This window comes from Nitrospirota bacterium, from assembly GCA_026387665.1.
In the GTDB taxonomy this organism is placed as follows: domain Bacteria; phylum Nitrospirota; class Nitrospiria; order Nitrospirales; family Nitrospiraceae; genus Palsa-1315.
Window position 1 is genome coordinate 123,553 of record JAPLLG010000009.1, and the last position, 17,256, is coordinate 140,808.

The following is a 17,256-nucleotide window of genomic DNA, read 5'->3' on the forward strand; positions in this document are numbered from 1 at the left end:
ATGATCTTGTCTGAAGAGCATGCCCGCAAACGCGACGCCTTGATCAAGACCCTTCGTGCGTCAGCCACGGCCGGCCCCCTCGCGCTCGAGAAATCGACGTCCAATCTGTTCCGGCAACGGATTCAGGAGCCTCGGCAGAAGCTGGATCTGCGCCACTTCAATCACGTGATCCACGTCAACGAGCACGAACGGTACGCGGACGTCGAAGGGATGACGACCTACGAAGACCTCGTTCGTGCCACGCTGCCCTTCCAGCTGATGCCCGCCGTCGTGCCCCAACTGAAATCGATCACCATCGGCGGAGCGACGGCGGGAATCGGCATTGAATCCTCCTCGTTCAAGTACGGCTTCGTCCATGAAACGATCCTGGCCATCGACGTCCTCCTGCCGGACGGAACGGTTGCAGTCGCCACCCAAGAGAACGAGCATCGCGATTTATTTTTCGGTTTTGCCAATTCGTATGGCACGCTGGGCTATGCGCTGAAAGTGAAAGTGGCGCTCGTGCCCGTCAAGAAATTCGTCACACTCAAACACGAGCGCCATTCAGATTTAGAAACCTATTTCCGCGCGCTGGGGCAGGTCTGCCAGGACAGGCAGGTGGATTTCGTCGACGGCACGATGTTCCATGGGCAGGAGCTCTATATCACGACCGGGACATTCACCGACCAGGCCGAAGGGCTCAGCGATTACACCTATCGGCACATCTACTACCGGTCGATCCCCCGCAAAAGGATCGACTACCTCACGACGCACGACTATCTGTGGCGCTGGGACACCGATTGGTTCTGGTGCTCGAAACATTTCCTCGCGCAGCAGCCGCTGGTGCGCTGGCTCTGGGGCAGGAAGCGTCTCAACTCCACGGTCTATTGGAAGCTGCGCAAGCGATTCAACGATTCACCCCGCGCGCAACTGGTGGCCAGAGTTCTGGGCGGGCGACAGGAAGCGGTGATTCAGGACGTGGAAATTCCTCTTGAGCATGCGCCGGCATTCGCGCGGTTCTTCAACAAAGAAATCGGCATCACGCCCGTATGGATCTGCCCGGTCGCGGCCTACGATCCAGCGGTCTCCTATCCGTTGTATCCCATGAGTCCACGAACCCTGTATGTCAATTTCGGGTTCTGGGATTCCGTCAGGAGCGATCACGAGGAGGGTTACTTCAATAAGAAAATAGAAGCGAAGGTCCGGGAGCTCGGGGGCAAGAAATCTCTCTACTCGAATGCCTTTTATTCGCGCGAAACATTTTGGCAGCTCTACGACGAAACCACCTACCGCAGGCTCAAGACCCGCTACGATCCGACCTGCCAGCTTAAAGATCTCTACGAGAAATGCGTCCTCGCAAAGTGACTCCGCTACAAGAAGTCTTGAAAGAAAGCCCCCCACGCGCCGCGAAATGGAGTGCACGCGGATCTTCATTTTTCATAAACGCTGGGCATGAGGCGACAGTGGAGCTATAATTTCGCTATGGTTGAGCGCCCCATTCATGGCACACCACCCGACAGAACGATGGAAGAGCTCCCCTCTCAGACCGTAAAGAGCATCATGTCCAAGAAGGTGATCAGCATCACCATGGACGACAGCCTCGCTAAAGCCCGTGAGCTCTTCCTGGAGTTCCATTTCCATCATCTCTTGGTCCTGGAGTCAGAACGGCTGGTGGGCGTGATCTCCGATCGAGACTTACTCAAAGCCATCAGCCCTTTTATCGGATCCCTGTCCGAACTGGACCGAGACCGGGCCACCCTCAACAAACGAGCCCACCAGATCATGAGCCGGAATCCGATCACCGTCGAGGCCAGCGAAACCGTCGAGATTGCGGCGCAGCGGCTGCTGGGAAACCGGGTCTCCTGTCTTCCCGTCGTTACGCAAGACGGAAAGGTCAGCGGCATCGTCAGTTGGAGAGACCTGCTCAGAGTCTACCTGCCTCCCCCCTCCCAATAACCGTGAGTCTGACAGGCTGGTGCCGAAGGTCTCGGCACCCTGAATCACGACGTGTGATCGCCAGACGTGCGGGAAATGCGCGAACAGCGAGACATGGACAGTTTATCTGGCATGTGGGTTTGTCTGGTTTATTTCGTTCCCTGAACAAGACAAACCAGAGAACGGCGACTCTCTCCCAATCAGACTCTGACGAAGTCGATGTACCCCCGCTCAACATCCGTGCTGATGAGTTCCACTCGTACCTTGTCTCCGACGTCGAGGCCCGTCGTGCCCGTCACCACTCGCCCTTCAACCGGCGGCTCAAGGAGACGAACCCATGTGCCCCGGTCTGACGCGCCCGTCACGATGGCGTCGAAGCGTTCCCTGATCCGCGATTCGAGCAAGAGGGCGGCGGCGGATTTACGAAGCCGCCGTTCGACCTTTTCCGCATCGTCTTCTTTCTCGGTGCAATGTTCGGCCAGATACTTCAGCTCTTCCGGTTTGTACGGAGTCGGCGCGTCGGCCAGCGCCGCCTTGACCAGCCGCTGGGTGATGAGATCGGGGAAGCGCCGGTTGGGCGCCGTGGAATGGGTATAGCCCTTCACCGCCAGCCCGAAATGTTCCGGAGACCCATCCTTCGATTGGTCCAGCACATATTCGCCTCTGCCAATGAGCTTCACAATGGCCAGAGACAGATCGGGGAAGGTCAGGGGATCGGCCTTCCGCCTCGTCACGAGGAATCCTTCGAGCGCGCTCGCGTCCGGCTCAGGAGGTAAGTGTTCGCCCCAGCGGGCTGCCACTTCGACAATCCGCAGCCAGCGTTCCGGAGAGCGCAGGATGCGGCGGAAGGACGGCACGCCCTTTCCCTTGAGATAGGAGGCCGTCGCCTGATTCGCGGCGATCATGAAATCTTCGATCAGTTCCTTGGCGCGATTCTTCTGCTCGATCCTGAGATCGGTCAACACCTCACCGTCAAACACGGCTCGAGGCTCGATCGTTTCAAGACTGAGGGCTCCCTGATGATGACGTCGTGCCTTGAGCCGCTGCGCGACCTGGTCTTGAAGTCGGAGTTGCGCCGCGAGGCCGGAAACAGACTCGACCAGATCAGGCGCGGGAGCCTCCCCCGCAAGCCAGGCTGCGACACTGTTGTAGGCCAGCTTCGCATGATTTTTGACCACTGCACGAAAGAGGGTCGAACTGAGGACCGCCCCATCCTCCGCAATCACCATCTCCACGACAATCGCAAGACGGTCCTGCCCTTCGCCAAGAGAGGTCAGATCGGTCGAGAGTTTCTCCGGCAACATAGGAAACATCTCGCCGGACGTATAGACCGAGGTCGTATTGTGCTTGGCGTGACCATCAAGGGCGGACTCCCTAGCGACCAGCGCGTCCACGTCGGCAATCGCAACTAGAATCTTCACGGACCGACCAGCGCCTGGCTGAGCCACCGTGAGTTGATCGAGGTCTCGGGAATCGTCGTTGTCGATCGAGGCCCAGAGGAGCCCCGTTAAGTCACGCTGGTTCTCATCCAGATCGGTAGCAGCAGTCTCGATGCGGGCCAGCTCGGCCATCGCCGCAGCGGAAAAATCAGGCAACAAGCCTCGCTCGACCATGGCGCGACGAGCGAGACTCCGGAGATCAGTGCGATGATGTTTCATGCATCCCTTCAATCCTGTGCATAGCAAGTATGGCTAGAAACAATCCCTCCAAGCTCGCTCGTTACCTCTTCAGGAATGGGGGTTGATTGATCTTCCACTGCGCGTAGCTTTCTCACCCGCCCACCCACTGGCACGCCGAGACGTGCCATTAGCCCGGGCGAGGGCCTTCTACTGCCCTACCTCTCTTGAGGGGAGTGGCCAGACTGTCCTTCACTGCGCGCGTCGAACGAGCACATTCTGATCGTGCGCGTTCCGCGAGCAAGAAGGATGGCCTGGCCACTCCCTCCTATTTCTTCTTTTTTGCTCGCTCCGGCTTCGTCGTCCCAGCCATGACGACCACCTGAGTCTTGGAAGAAAACGCCTCATCGAGACGTTGCTTCCCATTGCTCGTGAGGATGATCAGTCCGTTATGACTCTCAATCCGCTGCAGAAAATGCGCAACCTCTTCATTCGCGTATCGGTCATGCGCATCTGCGACCGTCGTGCGTTTCCCGAACAAGGCGTCCGCTTCATCGAAGAAGAGGATCGCGCCGCTGGATTCGGCTTTATCAAACACGTCGTTCAGATTCTTTTCTGTTTCGCCGATGTATTTGCTCACCACCGCCGACAAATCCACCCTGAACAGATCCACTTTCAAGGTTTCGGCCAACGTCTCAGCCGCTTTCCTCCGGCGAAGCGCTGTGGAACCGGACAGGATCAGGACCGCAGCTGATGGGGCCTTGGGCTTCTTCACCCGGCGCGGCGGCGTTGCCTTCTTTTTCACTGCAGCCTTCTTCACTACGGCCTTCACGCTCTTCCCTTTGGTTGCCTTAGCTGCCATTCTTTTTCGCGCTCCTCTTCATACGATTCAATGAGTTGAACTCCCGGCCCCATCCAATCCCCTAACGCCCACTCCCTGCTATCCAGAAGACGGCTTGCGAATCTTATCTGTAATTGATCACAATAACCAGCAACTCACCCGCACATCGAAAAAATTCTAGCAATGTCCACACCGTTGATTGAACAGGAACTTGCGGCAGCCGAGGCCGCGCGGCAAGACAACAACGACGGAAAGGCGCGAGTCTGTGCCAGACGAGCCGTGGCCCTCGCCACCGAAGCCTGGCTGGCGCGGCTCCCTCTTCCCCGATGGCGCGGGGATGCGATGGCCCATCTCCGCGAAATCCAACAGGACAAATCCTTCCCTCTTCCCGTCCGCCAGGCGGCAGAGCGATTGAGCACCCCGGTGACTCGTCAGCAGACCGCTCCCTTCACGACGGACCCGGTCGCCGACGCGAGGCTCATCGTCGATCACCTCAACCCGCTCCCATCAAAGACAGCGCCCTAATCCGCACGCGGTGCGACGTATTAGCCGACTGCTGACCAATGTCGGTAGGCAGTTCTTGCCCAGGCGAGACAACTTCAGCCAGGGCACATGACGTCAAGGATTTGACATCCCTCTCCCTCGCGATGCCTGTGCAGCCAACTGGGCTTTGCCGACAATCCAAAACAACGTTGAAATCATGAGGACATTACAGGCGGTTCCTCCTCAGCCAGCGCCCGGCATTGCCATTGCATTTCACTCCCGCATGGAACACATCCGAGAAAAGGGGGATCCCATGGCACAGATAGAATCAGCCGCCGACCACATTATGGACATTGTCACCCATTCGAATAACTGCACCATCGAACAGGTGATCCTCGAATGTCCGGAACTTACGTGGGACCAGGTGTTTATCGAGGTCAACCGATTGAGGCGGGAAGGGCGGATACGCCTGACGCTCAAACAGCCAGGCTATTACATCGTCAGCAAGATCGCCCAACCGGACGCGATCCAGAGGATGAGCGAGAGAAAGGTCGCGTAATTGTCACCCCGTTGAGGGCGATGCAACTGCCGCCCCTCTTTCAACAGGCCATAGCCCAGAATGATGCTCGAAATGTTTGTCCAGCAAGGCCGCAGCGAGTGAAGAGCCGAGGCGTACCCGGAGGGTACGGTGAGGGTCTGAACGATGCGAGAACGAAGCTGGCGAACTTTTCCAGCATCATTCTAAAATCCCACCGATAGCCCCACCGTTCCTAAGACCGCAGCCCGATCAGCCGGTCCTGCGAACTCGGTGCCGAGACCGGCGTCGACCACCAGACGAGACGTCAGTTGATGGCGAATCCCCACTTCGACGCCCGTGTGATTCCGTTGGCCGCGCAGGTCCGACTCTCTCGTATACACGCTGGCGATCAGTGTGTCACGAAAACTGTCGGGATATCCCAAGGGATAACTGACTGCTGCCACAGCACGGTAGGCCCCAGGCCGCTCCTGTCCCTTCGGCAAGCCAAGCACGGTATAGCCCGCGTTGAGGTGCGCGCGCAGGCGGCCGAACGATCGCGTGAGGATGCCGGTCACTTGCGTATCCACGCCTCGTGAATTCACGCCCGTTGGTAGGTCCGTTTCGACTCGGAGGGCCATGGCGGGCAACGCCAGCGTCTCCGTATTGAAGTTGTACAGCAGGCCCAGGTGCAAATCGCCGGACTTGCTCGCGCCGACAAGGCTGTTCGGCTCGGTGAACAGGTCGCCCTGAATTTCAATCTGCGCATTATCGAAGGCGCCATAGATGATTTGTGGCTGGAAGGTCACGCGCGTGCGGCCCTCCCGACGGTCGTTGAAACGCACGCCTCCCTCCATCCCGATCTCCCCTTTCGGAATCGCATAGGCATCTTCCATCCCGATCGGCCTGTTCGGATCGAGGTTGTCATGATCCAGAGCAAGGAGCGGCGCGGGCAACAGACCCAGCAGCATAAGCGCAAAGAAACGGAAGGTTCGCAGAGTGACGTTCCTCAATGGCGGTGCTCCGCATGTGTCACGATCATCGGATTCGTCGCGTCCGCAGTCGCCAGATAATAGGTATTCAGAATGCGATAGATCTCTTCCCGCTTATCCTCCCACGTCGGCACCAGTTCACTCGCGAGGATGTCGCTGATGTTGTCATGCAACATGTGGAGATTGTCGAAGATGTTGGCGATCTCCGGATAGCGCGCGGCAAAGATAGGGCTAAGCTCCGCCGTGAGCGGCATGAAGGTCCATTGCGTCTGTGGCTGGTCGAGATAATGCCGATAGGTCAGGAGAATGGGGCGCACGGCCTGTTTCTTGGTTTCAAGATCGCGCGCGGCCTGCAGCGGATCGTACACAGCCACTTGCAGATAATGGTACGCCCAGATGGTGGCATTGAAGAGCGGAAACCGGTTGCGGAACGATCGGGAATAGAGAAAGGCATCAAGGCGATGATGATCCAGCTTCTTGGCCGTAATGGCGTAGGAGCTCTCCTGGTAATAGGCCAGGACATTCCGGATGGCGCGGTCCTTATCCGGCTCGTCCGACACCACAATGTCGTACGTCGCGCGATGCAGGGCATGCGCTTCATCGAACGTATTCTGCGCGCGCCAGGCCAGCTTCATGTAGGTCGGAGCGATGGCCTCCTCGTTGGGATTGAGCCGAGGCTTCGACGCAATGAAGGCGAGCGTCTCCTCGCGGGCCCGATCTTCGATAGCCGGCACATCCGTCCCGCCCGTGAGTAGAAGATTCTCGTAGAGATTGGAATGGCCGAAGTCCACGCCGTTGAACTCACTATCGAGTTCGGCCAAATCCTCCCGCAGCGCAAAGTTCCAGAACGCCCGATAGTAAAACCGCTTATCCCGCGGCTCGAACTGGCTGCAAGCAGCCACAGAAAAAACCATCAAGGCGAGCATCCCAATGGAAACACTTCGACTAATTTTATGGACCGCCCTGCCAGGCATCACTAAAGATTGCTCGCTTCTTCCCCGGATCCCCACTCAATCAAGCAAGGGTGTGAGGAGCTTTCGACTGCGGCCGTCGAGCGAGGCCCTCTCTCTATCCACCCCTCCGACTCTGCTTGCTTCTCTTCACAGGAAGGCGGCCGACTGATCTCCCACTGCGCGCGTCCAACGAGCACATTCCTATCGTGCGCGTTCCGCGAGCAAGGAGGGCACCTGGCCGGTCCCTTCCCCTACCAACCTAAAGCCCACCGATGTCCATTTTTTTCCAGCAACACATCCGCTTCGCTTGGGCCCCAGCAACCGGCGGTGTAGAAGTGGACGGTTTTCTCGCCGGCCAACAGCGGATCATAGAGGCGCCAAGCCGTTTCAGTAAAGTCCGCACTGACAAAGAGGGTCTGATCGCCGATCATCACGTCGCGGAGCAGCGTCTCGTAGGCTTCAGGAAGTTGGCCAAACGCTTTCCCGTAGTCGAACTGCAGCGCATGGTCGCTCAGCTGGAACGGCCTCCCGGGACTCTTCACGGAAAAGCACAGCGAGAACCCTTCATTAGGTTGAAGCGTGATCAATAGCTTATTGGGCGGGATACTGCCGGGATCAAGAGAGCGAAACACTTGGGTGGGCGCCTCGCGAAAGGTCACCGCAATCTGAGTCAATTTACGCGGAAACCGTTTACCTGTCCTCAGATAAAAGGGCACGCCCTTCCATCGCCAGTTGTGAATCTCCGCTTTCAACGCAACATAGGTCTCCGTGTTTGAATCCTTCGGAACCCCCTGTTCCTCGCGATAGCCGGGAATCGTCTGGTCTCCGACCTGCCAAGAGGTGTACTGGCCAAAGACGACATCCTGCTGCGTGATCGGCGCAATGGAATGGAGCACTTTCAGCTTTTCACTCTGGATCGCCGCGGCATCGAAGGATACCGGCACTTCCATCGCGACGACCGTCATGAGTTGAGTCAGATGGTTCTGGAGCATATCGCGGAACGCCCCGGACTGCTGGTAATAGGCCCCACGATGCTCGACGCCGAGATCTTCGGCCACGGTAATCTGAATATTCTCGATGGTGTCGCGGTTCCAGAGCGACTCAAAAATCGGGTTGGCGAAGCGGAACGCCAGAAGATTCTGCACCGTCTCTTTGCCGAGGTAATGATCGATACGGTAGATCTGAGACTCCTCGATATATTGATGCAGCGTCGTATTCAGATGCCGAGCTGAATGGAAGTCGTGGCCAAATGGTTTTTCGAACACGACGCGGACCCACCCGTGGCTCTTGAGCAGTCCCGCCTGGTCCAACTGTTCCATCGCGGCAGGCACCGTGTCCGGTGGCAAGGCCAGATAGAATACCCGGTTCTCCGGCATCTTGTGGATGCGCTCCAACCGCCGGATGTACCGGGCCAACGCCTCATAATCTTGAGTCCCCCCCTCATGCAAGGTCTGGTAGTACAGACATTCCTCGCACCAGGCGCGCAACTCCGTTTCATTGCGCCAGCCGGCTTGCTGTAGGCCTTCGAAGGCCCAGAGCCGAAACCCCTCTTCGCCCAACTCAGGCAAGGCCGCCCCGACGATCAGGGTGTTGCGCGTTTCCAGGATTCCTTGATCCCGCAAATGATACAGAGCGGGCAGGAGCTTCCGGCGCGTCAAATCTCCAGTCGCGCCAATGACGATAAAGACGTGGGGTTCAACTTGATGTTGCGACATCCGCGGGTCCTCCATCTAAACGATCAACCGCCTGTTCACGCTCCCATAATACAGGATTCGGCAAATACCGCTGCATCATGAATGATTTCTTACACGCTCGCTCCCCTCCTCACAGGCAGGTGGCTGACGTGATCTCCCACTGCGCGTGTCCAACGACGGTTGGTTCATGGGGTCTATCTCGTCTATCTGGTTGGTCGGACCGGAAATTTATCCAGAAGAACCGGATAGACCTGCCAACCAGACAGACGAGCCCCTGCGCGTTACGCGAGCACAAGAGATCACGCCCGCCACGCGCCACTCTACAACGTTTTTAGCCAGGCTAGGATGTCAGCAATGTCTTGTCGGCTCAACGTATGTTCCCAGGCAGGCATCGGGCCTCGTCCGTAGAGGACCGTCTCCCAAAACGCAGTCTCTAGATGCAGGATGGGGTTGCCGGCCAGCTTGGGCCCGAATCCTCCGCCGGCACCGGCGCCATGACAGGCTTGGCAATTATTGGCGAAGAGCGCCGCGCCCTGCTGCGCCACTCCGTTCGGACGTTCTTGCATGGATGGTGGCTCGGTCTGTAACGGTTCTGCTGCGCCGATCTCACTGAGCGTGACCGACGCCGATGCGGCAGGATGAAACCGCTCAGCAAGAAACTCCACCACCAAGGCCGCTTCTTCCTCCGACAGCTCCGCGCCCCAGTGAACCATTTTGCCGACTGTGGCCTGCCAACGTGACCGGTCCAACCGTTGCTGCGCAATTAAATCCGTACTATGACAGATGCCGCAGCGGGCGAGCACCAATCCCTCTGCACGTGCCGACCATCCCGCCTGATCGCCCGGCGCTGCCCCTGCCCTGCCAAACAGCAGCATCGCCAATCCAAGCAGGCCTATTGCAACAACCTTTGTGGCGAGCCTCATCCGGCCACCGCCACGATCACATGGTCCCATCCGTTCCAAAGAAACCCGCTGGGGTTCCAAGGACTCGTTTCCGGTTGCGTCACGCCCCGATCATCGGTCGCGCGACAGAGAATCGTCTTTAGGCCGGAAGTTGACTGCCAAATGTACTGCCACTGGCGCCAGGCATAGGGTTGCTCTTCACCGATCAAACGCGCCGGCTCCCAAGTGCGGCCCTCATCGATCGAAACCTCGACGCGCACAATCCTGCCCTCGCCGGTCCAGGCCACACCTTGAATCGTGACGGGACCAGGCTTAAGGGTGGCTCCTTCTCGCGGCTGCGCGATCAACGATTTCACGACCATCGTTTCCACCGGCTTGAGATCGCTAGATGCGATGACTTCGCCCGGCGTAACCGGTCTCGCGGGATAGCGATAGGCAGTTTGCATGTAGTAACCCTGGGCTTCGTCCTGCTGCACGGTGATGTCGGTGAGCCACTTAATGCAGGAATCCGCCATCCATCCAGGCGTGACGACCCGTAACGGCGCCCCATGCAGCAGCGGCAATGAACGTCCGTTCATCTCATAGGCTAGGATCGTATCCTGGTGCAGCGCCTTCTCGATCGGGATGCTGCGCACGAAAAGCGGAACCGTCGCCGCGACTGGACGGTCCGCCCCTTGAAACTGCACATGCAAACCGTTCGTCTGGAGGCCTGCCTTCGCCAGAACATCTCTCAATCGCACCCCGGTCCAGCGCGCATGACCGACGGCGCCCCGTTCCCATTGCACGCCAGGCACTTTCGGCCGGTACGACGCCCGACCGTTCCCGCTGCATTGCACGACGGCGGTGATGGTGACGACTTCGAATTGCTTCAAGTCTCTCAACGTGAGCGTCAGCGGGCGATCGACCAGACCGGTCACGCGCAACCGCCAATTTTCATCGGAGAGCTGTTCTGGCGGAGGGGGGCCGAAGTGGCTGCGGACGAAGAAGCGGGAGGTGGGCGTGAGGTAGGACGCAAATTCTTGCACCGGCGTTTCCGCATCCAACGGCCGCGCCACCCGCACAATCAAACGGTCAGTCTCGTCACTCTCAGTCGCCCGTTCCCTGGCCTGCACGACAGGGATCGCAGGACCCAGCGCGAGCGACAGACCCAGCCCCTGGATGATTCGTCCCAGCACAGTCCGCCGCGACATAGCCGGGACTATAGGATCTCCCGTCACGCTGGCTTCTCCATCGACATTCATCGCGACCACCGTAGCCACCCCTGCCTGAGGCACCATTTCTCGATCTCCACCGCGATGAACACGATCGACGAGAGCGCCAGACAGAGCAGCAACTCCTCGGCATCGAGCGGCTCAGTCTTGAAGATCGGATTCAAGGCCGGAATATAGATGGTCGCCATCTGCAGCGCAACGGTCAGCGCCACCGCACCAAGAAGAGGGAGATTGGTCCAGGGGCCGAGCTGGAAGAACGAAGCGCGCTCGGATCGAAGCGCGAGCACATTCCCCATCTGCGACAGAGTCAGGACAGTGAAGACCATCGTTTGCCAATGGGCATGGCCCGTCCTGTAGGCCCAGGCCTGGGTCAAGAGCGCCACACCGGCCATGAGCAAACCCACCCAGACGATGCCCTGCCACATGCCGTCCGCAAAGAGGCTTTCGCTCGGAGGTCTGGGCTGCCGTTGCATCAGGCCCTTTTCCTCCGGTTCAACCGCCAGCGCCAGCCCCGGCAATCCGTCGGTGACCAGGTTGATCCACAAAATGTGAATCGGCAGCAGAGGGATCGGCATGCCTAGAAATGGCGCCAGAAAGATGGTCCAGACTTCCGCCGTATTACAGGAGAGCGCGTACTTGATGAACTTGCGGATATTGTCGAAGATCCGCCGCCCTTCCTCCACCGCCGTCACGATTGTGGCGAAGTTGTCGTCGAGCAAAATCATATGGGCCGATTCGCGCGCCACATCGGTGCCGGTCAGCCCCATCGCGATGCCAATGTCGGCCCGGTTCAGCGCCGGGGCATCGTTCACGCCATCGCCGGTCATCGCGACAAATTCGCCTCGGTCTTGCAGCCCCTTCACGATCCTGATCTTCTGCTCCGGCGAGACGCGCGCGTAGACCCGGATCCCCTCCACTTTCGCCTCGTACTCGTCCAGCGGCAACTTCGCCAGTTCCTGCCCGGTCATCACCGCTCCGCCGTCCTCGATGATGCCGAGACGCAGGGCAATTGCGCGGGCGGTCGCAGGATGATCCCCAGTGATCATCACCGGCGTAATGCCGGCCGATTTGCAGAGGGCCACCGCGGACATGGCTTCTTCCCGTGGTGGATCCATCAATCCAACCAGGCCCAGAAACGTCAGCCCACGCTCGACGTTGTCAGAGGCGAGTTCTGCGGGCAACTCCGGCCACGTCCGATAGGCCAGGGCCAAGACGCGCAAACCCTCCGCCGCCATCCGTTCGGCTTGAGCTAAGATTGCCGCCGAATCGAGTGCGATTCGGACATCACCGGCTAGCCGCCCCTCGCACAGGACCACGATCTGTTCGGGCGCTCCTTTGGTGAAGGCCACGACCTCCGAGCCCTCCCGATGCAGGGTCGTCATGCATTTGCGGTCTGAATCGAACGGCAGTTCCGCCACCCGCGGCGCCTGCGCCAGCAGTTCGGCCTTCCTGTAGCCCCTGTCTTCCGCCGCTTGAAAAAGCGCGACCTCCGTCGGATCGCCGATCACCCGGCCGTCCTTCTGCCTGGTCGCGTCGTTGCTGAGCGCCAGGGCCTTCATCAGCCAACGCCAGGACTCCTTCTGGTTCGAGGCGCCACTCTCCGGCTGGCCACCCACCACAAGTTGCTCCACTCGCATCTTGTTCTGTGTGAGAGTGCCGGTCTTATCCGAACAGATGTAGGTGACGGACCCCAGCGTCTCCACCGCCGTCAATCGGCGAATCAGCGCCTGCTTCTTCACCAGCCGACGGGCGCCTAAGGCCAAGGACACGGTCACCACGGCAGGGAGCGCTTCCGGGATCGCCGCGACCGCCAGACTCACGGCCGTCAGAAACATCAACACGACCGACTCGCCGCGCAACACCCCGACGGCAAACACGATGGCACAGATCGCCAAGGCCGCCAGGGCCAGACGCTGCCCGAACAGGGCGAGCCGTTTCTGGAGCGGGGTCTTCACCGCCCCTTCTTTCCCTAGCATCGAGGCGATGCGGCCCAATTCCGTCTGCATGCCGGTCGCGACCACGAGGCCGCTGCCACGGCCATAGGTTGCGCTGGTTCCCTTATAGGCGAGATTCACCCGGTCGCCGAGCGGCGCCTCTGCCTCATGCAGCGACGCGATGCGTTTCTCAACCGGGACCGACTCGCCGGTCAGAAGCGATTCATCCACTTTCAGCTGGACGGCCTCGATCAGGCGCAGATCGGCTGGCATCACATTGCCCGCCTCCAGCAACACGACATCGCCCGGCACCAACTGCAGGGCTGAGATCTCCGTCACCTGGCCGCCCCGCCGTACTCGCGCCGTGGAGGCCGCGAGCAACTTCAACGCCGCGACCGCCCGCTCGGCCCGATATTCCTGAACAAAACCGATCGCCCCGTTGAGCAGGACGATCACGACGATAGCAATCGCATCGGGTGGCTCGCCGACGATTCCTGAAATAATCGCAGCCCCGATCAAGACGAGGATCATGAAGTCGGTGAATTGATCGAGGAACATGCGCCAGAGTTGGCGCGGTGGGCGTTCACGGATCTCGTTCAGACCATAGTGGATGATCCGGCGCGCGGCCTCCTCACTGGTGAGACCGGCGTCTGGATCGACCGACAGATGTGTCGCGACGTCACTGGGCGAGAGGAGGTGCCAGGGTACGTGAGCGGGGGCAGAGGCTGGAGACAGAGCAATGGCTTCTTGGGGGCTCATGTCTGACACCCACCCACAGGAAACAACGCCCGCATCCCCAGTCCGTCTCCCACGGTAATCAGAAGGCTATCTCACCACGAGAACCGAGCAGGAGCTATGCTGGACGACTCTAGTCGAGACGCTGCCCAGCAGAAAACGCGCAACCGCGCCCAGCCCCTTGGCCCCCATCACAATCAAGTCGGACTGGTGCTTGGTGGCCACCTTCATGATCTCCTCGGCTGGCTTCCCAAGCTGATAGACCGGCTCGGCCGTAAATCCCGCCTTCACCAGCTTCCGCACGCTCCGTTCGACCAGCTTGTGCCCTGCTGCCTTCAGCTCCGGGTACTTGATGAAGGGCATCACATGAATGACGCTCACGTGGATCGGCCCGCCCTTGCCGGTCGCACGATCCGCGTGAAATTTGTTCACCAGAAAATCCAGCGCCTTGGCCGATGCGGACGACCCGTCGGTCGCCAAGGTGATCCGCTGCACCGGCGCCGCCTCGCCCTTCACAACGAGTACGGGGCAGGTCGCATGGTGAATGAGAGCCGTCGACACGCTGCCGAGCATGAAGCGATCGAGCGCGTCGAGGCCCTGGCTGCCCACCACCAACAACCCGTCCCGCTTGGGCGCTCGCTTCAAAATCGTCGAGGCAACGGCCCCCTGCTCCTTGCGGGCCGTGCCCTTGAGTTTCAGCGAGGCTAACTGCTGCTTGGCCTCCTTGAGGGCTTTGACCGAATGCGCTTCCATACGCTGAATTTCTTCATGGATGTACCGTTCGGTCCCCGCCATCACCGGCTGCGCCAGGAACGGCGCGCGGAGCGAGGCGATATCCACGACATGCAGCGCCGTGACCGTTGCCGGCTCGACGAGCGGCAGCTTGGCCACCCAGTTCATCGCCCAACGCCCATATTTCGATCCATCCGTCGCCACAAGCACCTTCATGTTACGCATCCTTTCGATTGAGTTGCGGTCACGTTCACCTCGGCAGGCGAAACCGCCGTTGAAAATCTTCCGGCAACAGACCCGCGAGGGCGGCGCAGCGGCCCAGCGCCGCCGGATCGCTGAAGTCCTCCTCGGACAGCCGGATCATATACTGGCGCGCAATCTGATACGACTGCGCCGCGACGTCCACCATCCGCACTTTCGCCCTGCCGCTGACGGAATCTACCATCTGGTTGAAGGGGATCGGCACAAACCGCCCATCCTGGATCGACACCATGGCCGCCGTGCCTCCATCGAGCAGGAACTGGGCTGCACAATAGCCGAGATCGCGAGTGTATTCCATATCGAACGGGATCGGGTCCGCACAGCGTAACTCATAGCCCACATTCTTGGCTACGACCGTCGCAGACAGGCCCAACGCCTTCATGCCCTTCGTCACTTCACGCCTGAGCACATCGCCGAGATCCACTTCCGATAAACGCAGGTGCCCATGCTCATCCCGCTCGACATGCTCCAATCCTCCCAAGTCTTGCGGATCCAGAATCTCAATCAGTCCTTCCGCCAGCACGATCACCCCGTCAGAGCGCCCGCCGCTCAGGCGTTTGATCATCGTGCCGATCACCAGATCCAGCAAACGCTGGAGCCTCACAGGCCTCTCCTGAAATTCTTCGGGAATGAGGGTGAGGGTGGCGCCCGCCGCCTTGCCGATTCCAAGCGCCAGATGGCCCGCCTTGCGCCCCATCGTGACGACGAGGTACCAGCGCGACGTGCTATGGGCGTCCACCATAAGATTTTTGACGATCTCGACTGCCACATGCCGGGCCGTTTGAAAACCGAACGTCGGAATGCCGGCAGGAAGATCCAGATCGTTATCGATGGTCTTCGGCACATGTACGATCTGGATGCGCCCTGCCGCCAGCTCTTCCAGTTTGAGCGATGAAAAAGCCGTATCGTCCCCGCCGATGGTCACGAGCTTCGTGATCCCCAGCCTCAGCAAGGCAGACAGCACATTGACTAGAGACTCGGCCTTCTTGGTCGGATTCGCCCGCGACGTGCCCAGATAGGACCCGCCACGAAAATGAATGCGGCTGACTTCTTCGATGGAGAGGGGGCGCACCTGCCCCGTGCTTCCCTCCATCAGCCACTTGAACCCATCGATGATCCCGACCACGTCGCAGCCGCCAAGGATACTGCGGATCGTGACCGCGCTGATCACGCTGTTGATGCCGGGCGCCGGTCCGCCCCCGACCAATATTCCAACGGTCGCTCTCTCCAAGATCATCCGTTTCTCCTAGAAAGTTATTACGAAACCCCGTGAAGGCCACACAGACACCATGGTGCAATCACAGACTACAACCAAGACTCGCAGGCTGTTCAAAATGGCCGGCCAGCAAGGCCGCAGCGAGTGAAGGCCCGAGGCGTACCCTCTGGGGTACGTTGAGGGTCTGAACGACGCGAGAACGATGCTGGCGGCCTTTTTCAACAGCCTGCTAAAATTTGGTCCAGCGGCCTTCCAATTTCTTCATAATCTGCGGCATGGTTGTATACTCCATCTCTTCGAGGGGCAAGCGATGCGGCTCGAAGGGACCATGCATGCGCAGCACATCCGCGATCCGATTGGCATCCCGCCTCGCTTCATCGTAGGACGGATCGTCGAACATGTCGCGCGGCCCGATGAGCTTGCCGTCGGCCAGCTGAAACCCGATACAGGCCACGCGCGGAGGACCGTCGAACCTGGTCGGCGTCGCCTGTTTGACCGACACGGGCATCAGCGGGCCGTAATGCGAGCCCCTCATCCAGCCTTCGATGATCCAGGGGTAGCGAAACGGCTCCAGCACTTCCCCGACCGCGGGAAAATTCTGCTGCGCCCGCACGATCATGACCGGGTCGTCCTTGCCGACGTACTTTCCCGCGATGAGCGAGAGCCGTTCCGTGGACGTAGCTGCGGCAATGGTCCCGTCTGCGCGAGAAAAAACATGTTTGACGGTATACTTTCCCGGCGACCCGATAAACATCAGCATGTCGTAGAGATCTTCCGGGCAGTCGAAGGTGATTTTCTTGTGCTCACGGATATCCTGCACCTCGAATCGGAACCCCTGGTGCAACGTCGGGGCGATCACAAGGCCGGCCGTCGTAAAGGGATCGGCGAACATCTTATAGAGAGGCAGGTTCCAGGCGCCGGCTGAGGTCTTATCCGCCATAAAGATCAGGATCGGCTCAGATTTCCGTTCGACGAATTCCATTTCAGCCACGCCAGGCCCCTGGCCCCTGACATTGCCGCTGAAGGCGTCGGAAAGGAGGTCCTGGCCCGCTCCATAGAGATGGAGGTCCTTGGCCACCTGGGTCCCGGCTTCGAATGTCTCCCAGGCAAGACGATGAATCGCTTCGCTATCGACGCCATGACGGTGCGTCATGATGAGCTGCAAGTCATCCCCGCAGGATGAGACGTGATAGTCCACCAGCATCCCGCTGGTTTTGGCCGGCGCGAGCTTCCCGTTGGCGTTCTCGATCAATGCCGG

At 59.6% G+C, this 17,256-nt stretch carries 15 protein-coding genes; 4 read left to right on the forward strand and 11 right to left on the reverse strand.

The window, feature by feature from the left end:
- Both NT179_09255 and NT179_09260 read left to right on the forward strand, forming a co-directional pair.
- A complete protein-coding gene (locus tag NT179_09255; GenBank protein MCX5722201.1) occupies positions 1–1,344 on the forward strand; it encodes an FAD-binding oxidoreductase in 1,344 nt (447 codons plus the stop codon).
- A 195-nt stretch (positions 1,345–1,539) separates the two neighbouring features.
- Complete coding sequence (locus NT179_09260) at positions 1,540–1,935, forward strand: CBS domain-containing protein (GenBank protein MCX5722202.1); 396 nt, start codon at positions 1,540–1,542, stop codon at positions 1,933–1,935.
- 179 nt (positions 1,936–2,114) lie between these two features.
- On the opposite strand, the gene NT179_09265 is transcribed toward NT179_09260, so the two are convergent.
- Both NT179_09265 and NT179_09270 read right to left on the reverse strand, forming a co-directional pair.
- The gene (locus NT179_09265; protein MCX5722203.1) at positions 2,115–3,572 is read right to left on the reverse strand and encodes an RNB domain-containing ribonuclease; all 1,458 of its coding nucleotides are present in this window, start codon (positions 3,570–3,572) and stop codon (positions 2,115–2,117) included.
- Positions 3,573–3,858: 286 nt separating this feature from the next.
- Positions 3,859–4,392, reverse strand: a complete 534-nt coding sequence (locus tag NT179_09270; GenBank protein ID MCX5722204.1) for an ATP-binding protein — start codon at positions 4,390–4,392, stop codon at positions 3,859–3,861.
- A gap of 162 nt (positions 4,393–4,554) precedes the next feature.
- On the opposite strand from NT179_09270, the gene NT179_09275 reads away from it, so the two are divergent.
- Together NT179_09275 and NT179_09280 are read left to right on the forward strand one after the other, a co-directional pair.
- Positions 4,555–4,896, forward strand: coding sequence for a hypothetical protein (locus tag NT179_09275; protein MCX5722205.1), 342 nt, complete (start codon positions 4,555–4,557; stop codon positions 4,894–4,896).
- 271 nt (positions 4,897–5,167) lie between these two features.
- Entirely contained in the window at positions 5,168–5,413 is a 246-nt protein-coding gene (locus NT179_09280; protein ID MCX5722206.1) for a hypothetical protein, read from the forward strand.
- Between the two features lie 182 nt (positions 5,414–5,595).
- Here the strand turns inward: NT179_09280 and NT179_09285 are convergent, their stop codons facing one another.
- From NT179_09285 to fbp, 9 genes are all read right to left on the reverse strand, one after another.
- Positions 5,596–6,381, reverse strand: a complete 786-nt coding sequence (locus NT179_09285) for a hypothetical protein (GenBank protein MCX5722207.1) — start codon at positions 6,379–6,381, stop codon at positions 5,596–5,598.
- Positions 6,378–7,262 carry a hypothetical protein gene (locus NT179_09290; GenBank protein ID MCX5722208.1) on the reverse strand — a complete coding sequence of 295 codons (885 nt, stop codon included), beginning with the start codon at positions 7,260–7,262 and terminating at the stop codon, positions 6,378–6,380. Before NT179_09290 ends, NT179_09285 begins: the two co-directional genes overlap by 4 nt.
- Positions 7,263–7,564: 302 nt before the next feature.
- Complete coding sequence (gene zwf, locus NT179_09295; GenBank protein ID MCX5722209.1) at positions 7,565–9,028, reverse strand: glucose-6-phosphate dehydrogenase; 1,464 nt, start codon at positions 9,026–9,028, stop codon at positions 7,565–7,567.
- Between the two features lie 299 nt (positions 9,029–9,327).
- Complete coding sequence (locus tag NT179_09300; GenBank protein ID MCX5722210.1) at positions 9,328–9,930, reverse strand: c-type cytochrome; 603 nt, start codon at positions 9,928–9,930, stop codon at positions 9,328–9,330.
- Positions 9,927–11,186: a sulfite oxidase gene (locus NT179_09305; protein ID MCX5722211.1), complete on the reverse strand. Its 1,260-nt coding sequence runs from the start codon at positions 11,184–11,186 to the stop codon at positions 9,927–9,929. Before NT179_09305 ends, NT179_09300 begins: the two co-directional genes overlap by 4 nt.
- Positions 11,147–13,813 (reverse strand): calcium-translocating P-type ATPase, PMCA-type, encoded by a 2,667-nt coding sequence (locus NT179_09310; protein ID MCX5722212.1) that lies wholly within the window; start codon positions 13,811–13,813, stop codon positions 11,147–11,149. Before NT179_09310 ends, NT179_09305 begins: the two co-directional genes overlap by 40 nt.
- 66 nt (positions 13,814–13,879) lie before the next feature.
- Positions 13,880–14,737: a universal stress protein gene (locus NT179_09315; protein MCX5722213.1), complete on the reverse strand. Its 858-nt coding sequence runs from the start codon at positions 14,735–14,737 to the stop codon at positions 13,880–13,882.
- Positions 14,738–14,771: 34 nt separating this feature from the next.
- On the reverse strand, positions 14,772–16,016 hold the full coding sequence (gene pfp, locus NT179_09320) for a diphosphate--fructose-6-phosphate 1-phosphotransferase (protein MCX5722214.1): 1,245 nt from the start codon (positions 16,014–16,016) through the stop codon (positions 14,772–14,774).
- Positions 16,017–16,227: 211 nt separating this feature from the next.
- Positions 16,228–17,256, reverse strand: a 1,029-nt coding sequence (gene fbp / locus NT179_09325; protein ID MCX5722215.1) for a fructose-1,6-bisphosphate aldolase/phosphatase, incomplete at its 5' end; no start/stop codon positions are given.

Excerpts from the sequence above, each read along its gene's own strand:
- NT179_09255 (MCX5722201.1), top strand. The coding sequence starts at position 1 with ATGATCTTGTCTGAAGAGCATGCCCGCAAACGCGACGCCTTGATCAAG.
- NT179_09260 (MCX5722202.1), top strand. The coding sequence starts at position 1,540 with ATGTCCAAGAAGGTGATCAGCATCACCATGGACGACAGCCTCGCTAAA.
- NT179_09265 (MCX5722203.1), bottom strand. The coding sequence starts at position 3,572 with ATGAAACATCATCGCACTGATCTCCGGAGTCTCGCTCGTCGCGCCATG.
- NT179_09270 (MCX5722204.1), bottom strand. The coding sequence starts at position 4,392 with ATGGCAGCTAAGGCAACCAAAGGGAAGAGCGTGAAGGCCGTAGTGAAG.
- NT179_09275 (MCX5722205.1), top strand. The coding sequence starts at position 4,555 with ATGTCCACACCGTTGATTGAACAGGAACTTGCGGCAGCCGAGGCCGCG.
- NT179_09280 (MCX5722206.1), top strand. The coding sequence starts at position 5,168 with ATGGCACAGATAGAATCAGCCGCCGACCACATTATGGACATTGTCACC.
- zwf (MCX5722209.1), bottom strand. The coding sequence starts at position 9,028 with ATGTCGCAACATCAAGTTGAACCCCACGTCTTTATCGTCATTGGCGCG.
- NT179_09300 (MCX5722210.1), bottom strand. The coding sequence starts at position 9,930 with ATGAGGCTCGCCACAAAGGTTGTTGCAATAGGCCTGCTTGGATTGGCG.
- NT179_09305 (MCX5722211.1), bottom strand. The coding sequence starts at position 11,186 with ATGGTGCCTCAGGCAGGGGTGGCTACGGTGGTCGCGATGAATGTCGAT.
- NT179_09310 (MCX5722212.1), bottom strand. The coding sequence starts at position 13,813 with ATGAGCCCCCAAGAAGCCATTGCTCTGTCTCCAGCCTCTGCCCCCGCT.
- NT179_09315 (MCX5722213.1), bottom strand. The coding sequence starts at position 14,737 with ATGAAGGTGCTTGTGGCGACGGATGGATCGAAATATGGGCGTTGGGCG.